This is a genomic window from Maribrevibacterium harenarium, assembly GCF_006385675.1.
Lineage (GTDB): Bacteria > Pseudomonadota > Gammaproteobacteria > Pseudomonadales > Marinomonadaceae > Marinomonas > Marinomonas harenarium.
The window spans coordinates 20,335-34,748 of the sequence record NZ_VFRR01000037.1 but is presented as its reverse complement, the minus strand read 5'-3'; the positions used below and the strand labels follow the sequence as shown (position 1 = coordinate 34,748).

Sequence of the window (14,414 nt, the reverse complement as noted above, 5' to 3'; positions counted from 1 at the left end):
GGGTAAGTGCCCGAGCGTAAGCTTGGAGCACTCACAGCCGGGAACACTGTTCGCCCGGCGATATGGAATATTTTTCCATACAACTAGGAACGGTTGACGCAGCTGGGCTTCAAGCTCGGTAATGCCGATACATAAATTGACGATAACTTGGCTGGTTGCCTGGTGGCTATCATCAAATTCCGCGCAGTTTTCGTTATGGTCCCGAAACAATAATTCGTAGCCGAACAATTCCTTGTTGCGGTTGAATATCGGCTGCTGCGCCATCATCAATTCGTCAAGTACCGCATTCATCTCGCTCATCGATGTACCTGTCCCTGAGAAATCAGAAAGTATGAAAACAATTTCGCGTCACTTATGAGAACAAAATGTGGTCACGCTTTCAACAGAATTGTTACAAAACAGAGCAGTAACGGTGCATAATGCCGGTGTGATCTATACGAATTGTTACAAAAATAGATGTGTCCAAAAAAAGTGCTTTAAAATGCTTGACGTAATAAAAGTTGTTCCATAAAATTCGCATCGCTTTGGGGGTATAGCTCAGCTGGGAGAGCGCTTGCATGGCATGCAAGAGGTCAGCGGTTCGATCCCGCTTATCTCCACCAAATTTAAAAAGCCGCTTAGATGTCTAAGCGGCTTTTTTCGTTTAGATTACTTCTTCAATCCCAAAGCCGTGTTACCTCTAGTCCTGATATCTGATGCTCCCTTCTGACGTTCTTTGTGCGCTAAGAATATGATACCTTTAGCGGGTTTATTGTTAGCGAGTAGGATCATGGGCAACGAAATTGTATTAACTGGAATTACTACCACAGGCACTCCCCATTTAGGCAACTATGTCGGTGCCATTCGCCCGGCTATAGCCGCCAGTCAGCGTGACGATACGGAATCATTTTTCTTTCTTGCGGATTATCACGCCCTTATTAAGTGTCACGACCCAGAACGTGTGCAGCAGTCTCGTTTGGAGATAGCCGCGACCTGGCTGGCCAGTGGGCTAGATCCAGAACGAGTAACCTTCTACCGTCAATCGGATATTCCTGAGATTTCCGAGCTGAATTGGTTGTTAACTTGTGTGACAGCGAAAGGTTTGATGAACCGTGCCCATGCTTATAAAGCCAGCGTGGATGAAAACGTTAACAACGGTCAGGATCCAGATTTCGGCATTACCATGGGATTGTTTTGCTACCCGGTGCTGATGGCAGCGGATATTTTGGCGTTTAATGCACACAAAGTGCCGGTAGGGCGGGATCAAATCCAGCATATTGAAATGGCACGTGATATTGCTGGGCGTTTTAATCACATCTTCCGTGAACATTTTGTTTTGCCGGAAGCCGTGGTTGCTGAAGATGATAGCGCCATTTTGAAGGGTCTCGATGGGCGCAAGATGAGTAAGAGCTACAACAATACGATTCCTCTTTTTGATACCGAGAAGAAACTCAAAAAGGGCATCAACAAAATCGTTACTAACCTGTTGGAGCCCGGCGAACCGAAAGATCCAGATAACTCTACCGTATTTGATATCTACAAAGCCTTTGCCACACCGGAGCAGACTGCCGAGATGCGTCAGAAGTTTTTCGACGGCATTGCCTGGGGCGAAGCGAAGCGGGAACTTTTTGAACTTATCAATGGTCAACTAGCTGAGCCGCGAGAAAAGTATCTTGAACTGATGTCTAATCCGGCTCTTATTGAAGATATCCTTCAGGCCGGCGCGGCGAAAGCGCGAGCTCGTGCGAAGCCTTCTATAGAGGCATTACGCGAAGCGGTCGGCCTGGTGAAATTTGCTTAATTGGAGTACGACCTTGAAAACATCTGTGTTCAGCTTACTAGTGGCGTTCGTGTTGGCGCTAGGTTTGGGGGGCTATGCGACCCACGCTGAAGCGAAACTCGGCGGTAAAAAGAGTTTTGGCAAGAGTTATTCGGTGCCAGCGCAAAAAGCGACACCGAATAGCACTCAGTCTGGCACCGCAGCAGCGGGGACAGCGGCGAATCAAACCACTAAAAAAGGCGGTTTCCTAGGTGGTCTAGGAGGCGGTTTACTAGGTGGTTTGTTGGCAGGTGGATTATTTGCAGCACTTTTGGGTAGTGGTGCATTTGATGGCTTAGCGTTTGGCGATATTTTGCTATTCGCCGTAGTTGGCTTCTTGATCTACAAGTTTGTGATTGCACCAAAACGTCGTGCTCAACAACAACCAGCAGGTCATCAAGCTTACCGAGAAATGCCAGAGTCAACCCGTGATACCGTACAGCCATCGCCAATGGCCGGTGTCTCTGGATTTGGGCAGCCAGCGATTCAATTACCGCCAGGTTTCGATGAAGAAGCGTTTGTTGCTCAAGCCAAAGACCACTATGTGAAACTACAGAAAGCTTGGGATGATAACGATTTAGCGCGAGTTCAAGATTACTTCAGCGTCGATCTATTTGAAATGCTGCAATCAGAGCGTAGCAAGTTAGCGACTGATCTGCCTGCTACTTCTGTTGTTTCTTTGATGGTCGAGCTAGTCCGTGGCGAGTTCATCGGTTCAACCGCTTCTATTTCTTTACGTTTCACTGGGTGGATCAAAGAAGGGGATCAAACTGATGAAACTAATGAAGTCTGGCATCTTGAGAAAGACATGACTAGCCAAACAGCGGCATGGATCATAGTTGGCATACAACAAGACAACTAATTTTTACGTAATTTATCGCGCCACTTGGCTGCTTTTTGCTATCCTTGGTAAAAAGCAGCTAAGCTGCGTCAATAAGTTAACTTTCAATGGATGTATGCCATGTCAGAGATCGCGACAATCAAAGATTCGGGCAAAATGCCTGCAGAGAGCAAGAAAGGTGAATTGCTACAATACCTAACCTTCCGCTTGTTGGATGAAACATACGGAATCAACGTGATGCAGATTAAAGAAGTGCTGCGTTACAGTGAAATTGCTCCAGTCCCGGGGGCGCCTTCCTATGTTATGGGTATTGTAAACCTACGCGGTAACGTAGTGACGGTAGTTGATACTCGTGTTCGTTTTAGTTTGCCTGAAAGCGATATCTCTGACGAAACCCGCATCATCATTATTGAGCATGATGGTGAGCAAATCGGTTTGCTAGTGGATGCGGTGCAGGAAGTGTTTTATCTCTACCAAGGAGAGATTGAGCAAAGCCCTAGTGTGGGTAATGACTCAGCACTGATGTTCATTCAAGGGGTTTACCAAAAAGATCAGGAATTGGTTATCTTGCTCGATCTTAACCGCATGTTTGAATCCGAAAATACGCTTGGTATTGAATCTTTCTAATAGATTGCTTTGCTTCAATGAAAATGGCTCGCTTCGGCGGGCCTTTTTGCTTTGTAAAAGGAAATGCATGTGAACGAACAAGAGTTGATGCGCTACAGTCGGCAATTGTTGTTGCCGGAATTTGATGTGTCAGGTCAATTGGCGCTCAAAGATGCTCATGTAGTGGTCGTGGGTGTCGGTGGATTAGGTAATGTCGCCGCTTTATTTTTAGCGAGCGCAGGGGTAGGGAAACTGACTTTAATCGATCACGACACCATTGAAAGTAGTAATTTGCCGCGTCAGGTACTCTATCAAAATTCAAATGTTGGCGACTTGAAGGTAGTGGCAGCGAAAGCGAACTTGATGGCACGAAACACTAGCTTAGTTGTTGATGCCTTAGTCAAACCGCTGGAACAGTGCCCTTTGGAAGATTTGCTTGCAACCGCGGATGTGGTGCTGGAGTGTACTGATAACTTCACTAGTCGTCAGTTGCTACATCGCGCTTGCGCAGTGGCCAAAAGCCCACTTGTGTCGGCGGCGGCTATTCGGTGGGAGGGACAATTGGTGACATTTCGATATGACCAGCAAAGCAGTCCGTGTTATGAGTGCCTTTATCCTGATTTATCTGACCAGGCACTCAGCTGCAATACAAACGGTATCCTTGGTCCAGTTGTAGGTATGTTAGGCACCTTTCAGGCACTTGAGGCAATCAAGCTTCTAAGTGGTGCTGGGGAAGTGAAACACGGACAACTAAAACTGTTTGATGGTCTAACCGCAACTTGGCGAGAAATGAGATTAACTAAAGACCCTAGTTGCCGTTTTTGCAGTGCAAAGAATAGCTAATGCTTGAAAACCAATAGAGAATGCTTATTTATCTGATTAATTCGATTGGGTTTGCATCACTAATGTAAACCGCTAAGCTACGAGCCACGAACTAAAGGCGACTTTTTAATAGGATTGTCGTCATTACACCATTTTATAGGAGCAAGGCATGAGCGAAGTGAAACACGCTAAATTGATGATTTTGGGATCTGGCCCAGCAGGGTACACAGCGGCTGTATACGCGGCCCGTGCTAACCTTAATCCGGTAATGATTACTGGTATGCAGATGGGGGGGCAGCTTACCACTACTACTGAAGTTGACAACTGGCCAGGTGATGACCAAGGAGTGCAGGGACCTGAGTTAATGGAGCGTATGCGCAAACATGCTGAGCGTTTTGAAACAGAAATCATTTTTGACCAAATCGGTAAAGTGGATCTACAAAATCGCCCGTTCCGCCTAGAAGGTGATAGCGGTGTTTATACCTGTGATGCGTTGATTATCGCAACGGGTGCCAGCGCTCAGTATTTGGGCTTGGAAAGTGAGCAAAAATTCATGGGGCAGGGCGTATCCGCTTGTGCTACCTGTGATGGTTTCTTCTATCGTAATCAAGATGTTGCTGTCATCGGTGGCGGTAATACCGCAGTAGAAGAAGCACTTTACCTTGCCAATATTGCTAAGACGGTTACGGTGATTCACCGCCGCGACAAATTCCGTTCGGAAAAGATTTTGTCTGACAAATTGCTTGATAAAGCGGCGAATGGCAATGTTCGCATCGAATGGCACTCAGAATTGGAAGAAGTTCTGGGTGATGCCACTGGTGTGACTGGTATTCGCATCAAAAACAATCAATCCGGCGAAAGCAAAGAAATTGCTGTTGCAGGCTTGTTTGTTGCGATCGGCCATAAGCCAAATACGGATATCTTTGCTGGACAATTGGATATGGAAAATGGCTACCTTAAGGTGCAGTCTGGTACTCAAGGAAATGCGACCCAAACCAGTATTGAAGGGGTTTTTGCGGCTGGTGACGTATGTGATCACATCTACCGCCAAGCTATTACGTCAGCGGGCACCGGGTGTATGGCAGCGTTGGACGCGGAACGCTACTTAGATGGTTTAGAATAAGGTTTTGCCTTAATTCCAACAAAAAAGCCGATCTCTCGATCGGCTTTTTTACGCTAATTGGTAGTTAAATTACTGGGCGTTGTAGGCTTCAACACCAGCAATAAGTGCTTTGCGAGCTTCGTCAGCGCTTGCCCAGCCCTCAACTTTTACCCACTTACCTTTCTCAAGCTTTTTGTAGTTCTCGAAAAAGTGTTCTATTTGATCACGTAGTAGTTGCGGAATATCGTTTACATCTTGGATGTGAGCGTATTCTTTGCTTAGCTTCTCGTGTGGCACAGCAACTAGTTTGGCATCCATACCCGCTTCATCAGACATGTTTAACACGCCAACTGGACGGCAGCGAATAACGGAGCCAGGTACTACTGGGTATGGAGAAATTACTAACACGTCAACCGGGTCGCCGTCGTCAGCCAAAGTGTTGTTTACATAGCCGTAGTTCGCTGGATAGAACATTGGTGCAGTCATGAAGCGGTCTACCACGAGAGCATCCATGTCTTTATCCACTTCGTACTTAACTGGGCTAGCCTGCGCTGGGATTTCGATGATTACGTTGATATCGTTTGGCACATCACGGCCAGCTGAAATGTTTTTGAAGCTCATTGTTTTAGTTTCCACTGGTTTAAAAGTCGGGAATATTATAAAAGCTCCCTGTGTGGGTGGCTAGTAAAGCCCCACTAAGAGCAAAAATATTCGTAATTTATCTGCGTCATAAACTAAATAAAATACGCCAAATCATTGATAAGTTATTGCTTTCTTTCTGAATTTCGCTAGTCTTAGAAGGTGGTCAAAATATAGGCGAATACTCAAGAGGACGGCAATGACTAAATCCGAGCTGATAGAATTGTTGATTGATCAGCAGTCCCATCTGCCAGTGAAGGACGTGGAGCAGGCAGTGAAGGCCGTGCTAGATCATATGTCGGACGCGCTCGCTAATGGTGAACGTATTGAGATTCGCGGCTTTGGCAGCTTTTCTCTTCACTACCGTGCTCCTCGTATCGGTAGAAACCCTAAAACCGGCGAATCTGTGGAACTAAGTGCCAAGTACGTTCCTCACTTTAAGCCAGGTAAAGAGCTGCGTGAGATGGTTAACACTGATATAGATGATGTTAACGAATTGAATTAGCTCATCATCCCTCGAAATTCACCTGCTACAGCGGCATAATGAATGCAGGTTCCCCCATTGGTAGGTTAAATATGTTCAAATGGCTCAAGCGTATTCTGACACTGGCATTTTTTGCCATTTTTCTTCTCGTAGGTGTATTTTTTGCTATCCGTAATCCACAACTGATTCAATTGGATTTGGTATTTTGGCAAACCCCAGAGCTGAGTGTTGCGTTATACCAACTACTAGCCTTTGCTTGTGGGGCGGTTGTTGCGCTGCTTGCTAGTTCTATTGTGGTGACGCGTCTCAATCAGCGTGCGAAACGCTTGGCTAAGCGTGTCGAGTTTCAGAAACAGGAATTGGACTCATTGCGTAAAGCAACCCTAACCAACGGGTTGGCTAAGACGGAGTAATTTGTGTCTGAACTGGGATTATTCGCGGTTCTGGTTGTTGCCCTTGCCATTGGTTGGTGGATGGGACGTCGTCGTGGCGCACGCCCGCCATCACCCATCACAACGAGCAATGACATACCTAAAGATTATTTTCGTGGCCTGAATCACCTCCTCAAAGGCCAGCAGTCAGAAGCCATTGATGCCTTCATTGAATCTCTCGATGTCAGTAGCGAGACCTTCGATATTCACCTCACTCTCGGTACTTTGTTTCGCAAAAAAGGCGATATTCAAAAAGCCATTTCCATTCATCAAAATTTGCTGGCTCGACCGGATCTTCCCGAAACTGATACTCGCTTAGTGCAACTGGAATTAGCTCAAGACTTTATGTCTGCGGGACTGCTGGATCGTGCTGAGCGTTTGTTATTGGCGATCGCGGTCCGTAAGAGCGTGTACCATAAAGAAATATTGTCCCTGTTGATTGATCTCTATGAGTTTGAGCAAAGCTGGGATAAGGCGATTAAGATTGCTGAACAGCTCTCTCGGGAGCACCCGTCAGCTAAACTTGCCCGGCGTTTAGCTCATTTTTACTGTGAATTAGCAGATTCGTCTGTTGCCGAGGAAAGATGGGTAGAAGCATTTCAATACTTTCGCAACGCGGTTGAGCATGATGAGCATTGTGTGCGCGGCAGTATTGGTATGGCCGATGTGTACAGTCAGCAAAAGCGCCATCGAGATGCCATCAAAGTACTGAAAAATGTGGCAGAGCAAGACCCAGAGTTTGTGCCAGTGGTAATTCCTGCCATTGAGCGGGCGTATCAACAAGTATGGAGTAGCTCTGGGTACGTTAAATTTTTGCAAGAGCAAAATCAGCGTCATCCTAGTGCTACGACGATCGGTGCGTTGGCAGCGATCTATGCTAAAACCGACAAAGCGAAAGCAGAACAGTTTGTCATTGAGCAGTTAAAAACACATCCAACCATCAAGGGCTTTCAAGAGTTAATAAAGATGCAAATCGAAGAGGCTCGTGGGGCGCAGCAGCAACTGAATGTGTTGTATAATCTCATCCAGCAACTCACCGAAAGTAAACATCGCTACCGCTGTAAGCAATGCGGCTTTGCTGGTCACCAGCTGCATTGGCAATGTCCATCTTGCAAAAGCTGGGGTAGTGTTAAGCCAATCCACGGTCTAGAAGGTGAGTAATTATATTGCACTAACCCCTCTTGAGGACTGTTAATGACCTGTCAATCCCCCATTGTTGTTGCTTTAGACTACCCAACCCTAGACGCAGCTCTTGCTATGGCGCAACGACTTGATCCAACTCTGTGTCGTGTCAAAGTAGGCAAAGAGCTATTTACCACCGCAGGCCCGGCTATTTTAGATGGATTACATAAGCTAGGTTTTGATGTATTTCTGGACCTGAAATTTCATGATATCCCCAATACGGTCGCTAAAGCGGTTGAAGTAGCTGCCCGTCAGGGTGTTTGGATGGTCAATGTGCACGCCAGTGGTGGTCGGCGCATGATGGAAGCTTCGGCAAATGCTTTGGCTAGCATCAATGATCATAACACCTTGCTTATTGCAGTGACTGTGCTGACTAGTATGGATCAGAGTGACCTAGCGGAGATCGGCTTAGATATCCCGCCGCAAGAGCAGGTGATGCGCCTCGCGCGCTTGGCACATTCTTCTGGCATGCATGGAGTGGTTTGCTCAGCTCAAGAAGCAACCATGTTATCAGCAGCATTGGGTAAAGATTTTGTGCTCGTTACTCCTGGTATTCGCCCGGCTGGCTCTGATGTGGGTGATCAGAAGCGTATCATGACTCCGACTGAGGCGATGAGCGCTGGTAGTCATTATTTAGTGATGGGACGTCCAATTACACAAGCCGCTGAACCGATTGCGGTGCTCGAAACGGTGAATCGTGAACTAGGGGTTCAGTTAGTTTAATCTTGGTCAATAACCTACCCCGTAGGGACTTGCACTACTGGGTAGGTTGGTCTAATTTATCTGTGACCTTGATGGTCAATTCGAAAACTTGGCATGACGCCAACTGCAACAACAAAAGGAGATTGTTATGGCTTTTTTCCGCCGTTTTGCCCTCATTGGGCTTACTTCTATCGTCGCATTATTCTCAACCTTTTCTCTTGCTGCTACTCCTTTGGATATTAACTCGGCAACTGCGGAAGAGCTTTCCGTCGTGATGTCGGGAATTGGCCTAGTTAAAGCGGAAGCCATCGTTGCTTATCGCGATCAGCATGGCCCATTTCAAACCCTAGAGGAGCTAACAGCCGTCAAAGGCATTGGTGCCGCGACAGTAGAGAAAAACCGTGAAGTTTTACGCGTAGTTCAGCCGAATGGCGATACCGTGGCGACAGTGGAGTAAAAAAATGGCTATCCAGGCGTGCCCTGGATAGCCACATCTGCCGGGCAGGGCAGAAAGTTTATTTGTGGGTGAGTGTGTCAATCGCTTGGTGCTGGGTTAAAAAAATCTGCCCCGTTAGGTGGGCGATCAGTGCAGAGCCTTTCAGTTTGTCCATTACAGGCCCTTTTACTTCAGAGAGGTGTAGTTTTATACCGACTGAATGTAACCGATCTGCGATGGTCTCAAGGCTTTCTAGGGCGCTGGCGTCGATCATATTGACTGCTGTACACATCAGTATCACGTCGGTGATTTCTTTGCGTTCTGCCACCAGTGAGTTAATTCGATCTTCCAATACGCGAGCATTGACGAAATAGAGGCTCTCGTCGATGCGTACTGTGAGAATATTGGGTTGGGTTTCGACTTCAAACCGCTCAACATTGCGAAAATGTTCTGTACCGGGAACTCGGCCAACTACAGCAATATGTGGGCGACTGGTGTGCCATAGGAACAAGACTAGCGACAGGCTTACACCGGTAATAATTCCAGCCTCTACACCGACAAACAATACAGTGACCAAGGTAGCTAGCAAGGCCGCGGAATCTTGCTTTGAATAGTGCCAGGTATGAACAATCGTCTTGAAGTCGATAAGCTGAACTACGGCCACAATGATAGTGGCCGCCAATACTGCTTTAGGGAGGAAGTAGAACGCGCCAGTCAAAAAACTCAAAGTTAGTAAGATTAATACCGCGGTAAATACCCCTGTCATGGGTGTCTTAGCACCCGCATCAAAACTGACCACAGACCGTGAAAAGCCTCCTGTTACTGGAAAACCGCCACTGAATGCGGAACTTAGGTTGGCAGCACCTAAGCCCACTAATTCTTGGTTTGGATCTATTTTCTGTCTACGCTTCGCAGCAAAAGACTGGGCCACTGATACGGATTCAACAAACCCCACAATACTAATCAGCACTGCAGCGGGCAACAATGAGGTAGCCAGCTCGAAGTCCATTGTGGGTAAGGCAAGTGGAGGAAAGCCGCCGGGGACAGCGCCGACTACTTTTACACCAATGCTGTCTAGACCAAATAAGGCCACGCTTAGGGTACTAACCACCACCACCATCACTGGACCAGCCTTTGAGGCGAGCTGTGCCTGCGGCTTGGTCAAACCGAGCTTAATTAACCAGTTTGCTAAATGTTTGCGTAACACGACCAAAGCAACCATGGCGGTGATGCCGAGTACCAAGGTGGCAAGATTCGTATTCTCCAGGTTATGAAGTAGCGTTTCCCCCATTTCGATCAGGTTATGCCCTGAAGCAGAAACACCCAAGATATGTTTCATCTGTCCCAGTGCAATCAAAATGGCAGAGGCGCTAATAAAGCCCGAGATCACCGGGTGGCTAAGTAGGCTGGCGAGAAAGCCGAGCTTCAGGAGTCCCATCAACACCAAAAAAATGCCGGATATGGCTGCCAACATGATGGTAACCGTGAGGTATTCTGGTGTGCCGGGGGCAGCAAATTGCAATGCTGCCGTGCCGGTCATCATAGATACCACTGCGACAGGGCCCACTGCTAAGGTGCGGCTAGAGCCGAACAGGGCGTAAGCGATTAACGGCAGGATGCTGGCATATAAACCGACTGCTGGTGGTAAACCGGCGAGCATGGCATAGGCGAGGCTCTGAGGAATCAGCATGATAGTAACGATAATGCTAGCCATCATATCGGTCTGCATATCGTGGCGATTGTATTCCTTCAGCCACGTAATAGCAGGAATGATTCGCTCCAGTCGGTTCATAGGCGCTCCTTAACTAACGCTGATTACACTAAATCAATAGGGGTTTTGATGTAGCGTGTACCATTTGCTTCTGCGGGGGGCAAATTACCAGCGCGCATATTCACTTGCACTGACGGCCAAATCAAACGGGGCATCGCAAGAGTGGCATCCTTGGTGGTGCGCATGGCACAGAATTCTGCTTCGCTGATCCCTGTATGAATGTGTACGTTGTTGGCTTTTTGTTCCGCGACAGTGGTTTCCCACTGATATTCATCGCGACCAGGGGCTTTGTAGTCGTGACACATAAACAGGCGAGTGTCATCAGGTAGAGCAAAAATCTTCTGAATCGAGCGATATAAAGTAGCCGCATCGCCACCCGGGAAGTCGCAGCGTGCTGTACCGTAGTCCGGCATAAACATGGTGTCACCGACAAAACAGGCATCACCAATCACATAGGTGACGCAAGCTGGAGTGTGCCCCGGAGTGTGCAGCACTTGGATAGCTGTCTCACCCAAAGGCAATTGATCGTCTTCTTTTACCAACATATCGAACTGTGAACCATCACGGGCGAATTCCGGCTCGGCGTTAAGCAATTTGCCGAAGGTATTTTGCACAGTGGTAATATGATCACCAATCACGATCTTGCCGCCGACTTTGTTGCGTAGGTAGGGTGCTGCTGATAAGTGGTCAGCGTGAACATGGGTCTCTAGAATCCAAGCAACGCTTAAATCTTGTGATTGGATATAACTAATCACCTCATCAGCGGATTTAGTGCTAGTACGGCCGGAGGCGTGGTCGTAGTCCAGTACCGAGTCAACAATCGCACACTGCTTGGTTGCGGGGTCGGTAACCACATAGGAAACGGTGAAAGTGGCTTCATCGAAGAAGGCTTTAACGTTTGGTTGTGTGCTCATGGCTTAACCTCATTTTGGTTATAAGAATATTCTTTAATAATATATAAGAAATATAGTTTAGCAACCGCTAATGCATACAGAATTGGTCTAATGAGAAAATTCTTAGAGCAATTCTTCATAAGAGTGCCTTTTTCAAGACGTATAAAGCGACTTTTGTTAGTCTTAGACTTCGATTGAGAACACTTTTGTATAGCGTAGGACGAGTTTGTGGCACAAGAATTTCAAGTTGTTTCCAACTACCAACCTGCTGGAGATCAACCCGGCGCGATTCGTAAACTTGCCCAGGGGGTAGAGGCCGGCTTAGCACACCAGACCCTATTGGGGGTAACTGGCTCTGGTAAGACTTTTACCATCGCTAATGTAATTGCTGAAGTGAAACGGCCAACCATTATTATGGCTCACAACAAAACACTGGCGGCCCAATTGTACGGTGAGTTTAAAGAGTTCTTCCCGAATAATGCGGTGGAATACTTTGTCTCCTACTACGACTATTACCAACCAGAAGCCTATGTAGCAGCATCGGATACCTTTATCGAAAAAGATGCCTCGGTGAACGAACATATTGAACAAATGCGTTTGTCGGCTACCAAGGCACTGCTGGAACGGGAAGACGTTATTATTGTTGCGACGGTGTCCGCTATTTATGGTTTGGGCGATCCGCAAGCCTACTTGAAAATGATGCTGCATTTAGACCGTGGTGATCGCATTGATCAACGGGCTGTGTTACGTCGTTTGGCTGAGCTGCAATATACCCGTAATGATCTAGTCTTTGAACGCGGTAACTTCCGCGTACGTGGCGATGTGATTGATGTGTTTCCTGCTGACTCGGAAGATGTGGCGATCCGTATTGAGCTGTTTGATGACGAGGTTGATAACCTTACCTTGTTCGAACCTTTGACCAATAAGACCATTCGCAAAGTGCCACGGGTTACGATTTACCCTAAAACTCACTATGTCACCCCACGGGAAACCATAGTGGAGGCTATCGAACGTATCAAGGAAGAGCTCGACCAGCGCTTAGTACAGCTCAAATCTTTGGATAAGTTGGTTGAAATGCAGCGTCTAGAGCAGCGCACCAACTACGATTTAGAAATGATGCAAGAGCTTGGCTACTGTTCCGGTATCGAAAACTACTCCCGTTATTTATCAGGACGCCCGGCGGGTTCGCCGCCGCCAACCTTGTTCGACTATTTACCCGATAACGCCTTGCTCGTAATCGATGAGAGCCACGTCACCGTGCCGCAAATTGGCGCCATGTATAAAGGAGACCGCTCCCGTAAAGAAAACTTGGTGGAGTACGGCTTTCGTTTACCATCGGCGCTGGACAACCGCCCTATGCGTTTCGAAGAATGGGAGCAAATTAAGCCTCAAACTATTTTCGTTTCTGCGACTCCCGGTAAATATGAAGAAGAGCACCAAGATTGGGTTGTGGAACAGATAGTACGTCCCACGGGCTTGGTTGACCCAGAGTTGGAGGTTCGCCCTGTAGCGACACAGGTAGACGATCTGCTTTCCGAGATTAACTTGCGCCTACCGAAAGGGGAGCGGGTGCTGGTCACCACCTTGACCAAGCGTATGGCTGAGGATTTGACCGACTACCTACACGAACATGGTATACGAGTACGCTATTTACACTCGGATATTGATACGGTGGAGCGGGTTGAAATTATTCGTGACCTACGCCTCGGGGAGTTCGATGTCCTAGTGGGTATCAACTTGCTGCGAGAAGGTTTGGACATCCCGGAAGTGAGTTTAGTTGCAATTCTGGATGCGGACAAAGAAGGCTTCCTACGTTCGGATCGTTCTTTAATACAGACTATTGGCCGTGCCGCACGAAATGTGAATGGTAAAGCGATATTGTATGCGGACCGCATTACCGGCTCGATGCAACGGGCAATGGATGAAACCAATCGACGTCGAGAAAAACAAGTGGCCTTCAACGAAGCCAATGGCATAGTTCCAAAAGGCATCAGCAAATCGGTTGAAGATATTCTAGAGGGTGCCTACAACCCAGGCGCAGGTAAAGGCAAAGGTCGTCAGACCCGTAAAGTGGCGGAAAAAGCCAAAGACTACGAAATTAACAATATGGACGATGTTGCAGAAGTGCGAAAAGCCATCGTAGATCTACAAAAAGAAATGATGGTGGCGTCGGAGAATCTTCAGTTCGAACTGGCTGCGGCTTATCGCGACCAGATTCGCATCCTACAGAAAAAGCTTAAAGAAGTGGGTGAAGCCTAATGCTACACCGAGAGGAGAGGGAATATGTCTCTAACATTGCGTAATCGCAATATTGTTCGTGTCATTGATAACGGTGTTGTGGTGAACTGCACCATTATCAAAATGTGCTACGACTACGCGGTCGTGAAGTTTCGTGATAAGGAATACAAAGTGCCTTACCACCTCATCGACGAAGTGATCGGGCATGAATTATTAGTCGAGATAGCCTAATTGCAACAACCACTTAGACTTGCTTTAGTAAGGCAATTATTCGTGACAAAAATATGTTGCAAAGACTTGCACTGGCAACGCCTCTGCGTATAATAGCCAGCACTTTCTAGGTCTATAGCTCAGTTGGTTAGAGCGCCACCTTGACATGGTGGAGGTCAGCAGTTCGAATCTGCTTAGACCTACCAGAAATTATCCTTACATATCAGTAAGATAGAAAAGCCGAACCTAGTGTTCGGCT

15 protein-coding genes, 2 tRNA genes and 1 pseudogene are annotated in these 14,414 nt (G+C 47.2%); 14 read left to right on the top strand and 4 right to left on the bottom strand.

Translation table 11 applies throughout. The features are described 5' to 3' along the window. Positions 1 to 300, bottom strand: a pseudogene (locus FJM67_RS13915) (hypothetical protein); the annotation flags it as partial. A gap of 226 nt (positions 301 to 526) precedes the next feature. Between FJM67_RS13915 and FJM67_RS13910 the strand changes: the two are divergent. The 6 genes from FJM67_RS13910 (at position 527) to trxB (ending at position 5,190) form a co-directional block, all read left to right on the top strand. Continuing rightward, positions 527 to 602: transfer RNA gene (locus tag FJM67_RS13910), tRNA-Ala, on the top strand. Positions 603 to 769: 167 nt separating this feature from the next. Next, positions 770 to 1,780 (top strand): tryptophan--tRNA ligase, encoded by a 1,011-nt coding sequence (locus FJM67_RS13905; RefSeq protein ID WP_140590430.1) that lies wholly within the window; start codon positions 770 to 772, stop codon positions 1,778 to 1,780. Between the two features lie 13 nt (positions 1,781 to 1,793). Beyond that, positions 1,794 to 2,660 (top strand): Tim44 domain-containing protein, encoded by an 867-nt coding sequence (locus FJM67_RS13900; protein WP_140590427.1) that lies wholly within the window; start codon positions 1,794 to 1,796, stop codon positions 2,658 to 2,660. Between the two features lie 99 nt (positions 2,661 to 2,759). Then, positions 2,760 to 3,266: a chemotaxis protein CheW gene (locus tag FJM67_RS13895; RefSeq protein WP_140590424.1), complete on the top strand. Its 507-nt coding sequence runs from the start codon at positions 2,760 to 2,762 to the stop codon at positions 3,264 to 3,266. A gap of 69 nt (positions 3,267 to 3,335) precedes the next feature. After that, positions 3,336 to 4,088 (top strand): HesA/MoeB/ThiF family protein, encoded by a 753-nt coding sequence (locus tag FJM67_RS13890; RefSeq protein WP_140590422.1) that lies wholly within the window; start codon positions 3,336 to 3,338, stop codon positions 4,086 to 4,088. Positions 4,089 to 4,236: 148 nt separating this feature from the next. Then, the gene (trxB, locus tag FJM67_RS13885) at positions 4,237 to 5,190 is read left to right on the top strand and encodes a thioredoxin-disulfide reductase (protein ID WP_140590419.1); all 954 of its coding nucleotides are present in this window, start codon (positions 4,237 to 4,239) and stop codon (positions 5,188 to 5,190) included. A 69-nt stretch (positions 5,191 to 5,259) separates the two neighbouring features. On the opposite strand, the gene ppa is transcribed toward trxB, so the two are convergent. Further along, positions 5,260 to 5,790 (bottom strand): inorganic diphosphatase, encoded by a 531-nt coding sequence (ppa, locus tag FJM67_RS13880; RefSeq protein WP_140590416.1) that lies wholly within the window; start codon positions 5,788 to 5,790, stop codon positions 5,260 to 5,262. A 199-nt stretch (positions 5,791 to 5,989) separates the two neighbouring features. On the opposite strand from ppa, the gene ihfB reads away from it, so the two are divergent. The 5 genes from ihfB to FJM67_RS13855 all read left to right on the top strand — a co-directional run bounded on the left by ihfB (position 5,990) and on the right by FJM67_RS13855 (position 9,064). Continuing rightward, on the top strand, positions 5,990 to 6,313 hold the full coding sequence (gene ihfB / locus FJM67_RS13875; RefSeq protein WP_268888271.1) for an integration host factor subunit beta: 324 nt from the start codon (positions 5,990 to 5,992) through the stop codon (positions 6,311 to 6,313). Between the two features lie 71 nt (positions 6,314 to 6,384). Then, positions 6,385 to 6,705 carry a LapA family protein gene (locus tag FJM67_RS13870; RefSeq protein ID WP_140590410.1) on the top strand — a complete coding sequence of 107 codons (321 nt, stop codon included), beginning with the start codon at positions 6,385 to 6,387 and terminating at the stop codon, positions 6,703 to 6,705. A 3-nt stretch (positions 6,706 to 6,708) separates the two neighbouring features. Beyond that, positions 6,709 to 7,884 carry a lipopolysaccharide assembly protein LapB gene (gene lapB, locus FJM67_RS13865; RefSeq protein ID WP_140590407.1) on the top strand — a complete coding sequence of 392 codons (1,176 nt, stop codon included), beginning with the start codon at positions 6,709 to 6,711 and terminating at the stop codon, positions 7,882 to 7,884. A gap of 33 nt (positions 7,885 to 7,917) precedes the next feature. After that, complete coding sequence (pyrF, locus tag FJM67_RS13860) at positions 7,918 to 8,628, top strand: orotidine-5'-phosphate decarboxylase (RefSeq protein ID WP_140590404.1); 711 nt, start codon at positions 7,918 to 7,920, stop codon at positions 8,626 to 8,628. Positions 8,629 to 8,755: 127 nt separating this feature from the next. Beyond that, entirely contained in the window at positions 8,756 to 9,064 is a 309-nt protein-coding gene (locus FJM67_RS13855; protein WP_140590401.1) for a ComEA family DNA-binding protein, read from the top strand. A gap of 58 nt (positions 9,065 to 9,122) precedes the next feature. On the opposite strand, the gene FJM67_RS13850 is transcribed toward FJM67_RS13855, so the two are convergent. Further along, the gene (locus tag FJM67_RS13850) at positions 9,123 to 10,835 is read right to left on the bottom strand and encodes a SulP family inorganic anion transporter (RefSeq protein ID WP_140590399.1); all 1,713 of its coding nucleotides are present in this window, start codon (positions 10,833 to 10,835) and stop codon (positions 9,123 to 9,125) included. Between the two features lie 23 nt (positions 10,836 to 10,858). After that, the gene (locus tag FJM67_RS13845) at positions 10,859 to 11,728 is read right to left on the bottom strand and encodes an MBL fold metallo-hydrolase (protein WP_140590397.1); all 870 of its coding nucleotides are present in this window, start codon (positions 11,726 to 11,728) and stop codon (positions 10,859 to 10,861) included. Positions 11,729 to 11,935: 207 nt separating this feature from the next. Between FJM67_RS13845 and uvrB the strand changes: the two genes are divergently transcribed. The 3 genes from uvrB to FJM67_RS13830 all read left to right on the top strand — a co-directional run bounded on the left by uvrB (position 11,936) and on the right by FJM67_RS13830 (position 14,361). Continuing rightward, complete coding sequence (gene uvrB, locus FJM67_RS13840) at positions 11,936 to 13,966, top strand: excinuclease ABC subunit UvrB (protein WP_140590396.1); 2,031 nt, start codon at positions 11,936 to 11,938, stop codon at positions 13,964 to 13,966. Between the two features lie 24 nt (positions 13,967 to 13,990). After that, a complete protein-coding gene (locus FJM67_RS13835; protein ID WP_140590395.1) occupies positions 13,991 to 14,176 on the top strand; it encodes a hypothetical protein in 186 nt (61 codons plus the stop codon). 108 nt (positions 14,177 to 14,284) lie between these two features. Continuing rightward, positions 14,285 to 14,361 (top strand) — tRNA-Val (locus FJM67_RS13830). The last annotated feature ends 53 nt before the right edge of the window (positions 14,362 to 14,414 follow it).

What these genes read in the sequence shown, in the direction of transcription:
- FJM67_RS13850 (WP_140590399.1), bottom strand. Translation starts at nt 10,835, where the DNA reads ATGAACCGACTGGAGCGAATCATTCCTGCTATTACGTGGCTGAAGGAA.
- FJM67_RS13905 (WP_140590430.1), top strand. Translation starts at nt 770, where the DNA reads ATGGGCAACGAAATTGTATTAACTGGAATTACTACCACAGGCACTCCC.
- trxB (WP_140590419.1), top strand. Translation starts at nt 4,237, where the DNA reads ATGAGCGAAGTGAAACACGCTAAATTGATGATTTTGGGATCTGGCCCA.
- FJM67_RS13870 (WP_140590410.1), top strand. Translation starts at nt 6,385, where the DNA reads ATGTTCAAATGGCTCAAGCGTATTCTGACACTGGCATTTTTTGCCATT.
- FJM67_RS13855 (WP_140590401.1), top strand. Translation starts at nt 8,756, where the DNA reads ATGGCTTTTTTCCGCCGTTTTGCCCTCATTGGGCTTACTTCTATCGTC.
- ppa (WP_140590416.1), bottom strand. Translation starts at nt 5,790, where the DNA reads ATGAGCTTCAAAAACATTTCAGCTGGCCGTGATGTGCCAAACGATATC.
- pyrF (WP_140590404.1), top strand. Translation starts at nt 7,918, where the DNA reads ATGACCTGTCAATCCCCCATTGTTGTTGCTTTAGACTACCCAACCCTA.
- FJM67_RS13845 (WP_140590397.1), bottom strand. Translation starts at nt 11,728, where the DNA reads ATGAGCACACAACCAAACGTTAAAGCCTTCTTCGATGAAGCCACTTTC.
- FJM67_RS13895 (WP_140590424.1), top strand. Translation starts at nt 2,760, where the DNA reads ATGTCAGAGATCGCGACAATCAAAGATTCGGGCAAAATGCCTGCAGAG.
- FJM67_RS13835 (WP_140590395.1), top strand. Translation starts at nt 13,991, where the DNA reads ATGTCTCTAACATTGCGTAATCGCAATATTGTTCGTGTCATTGATAAC.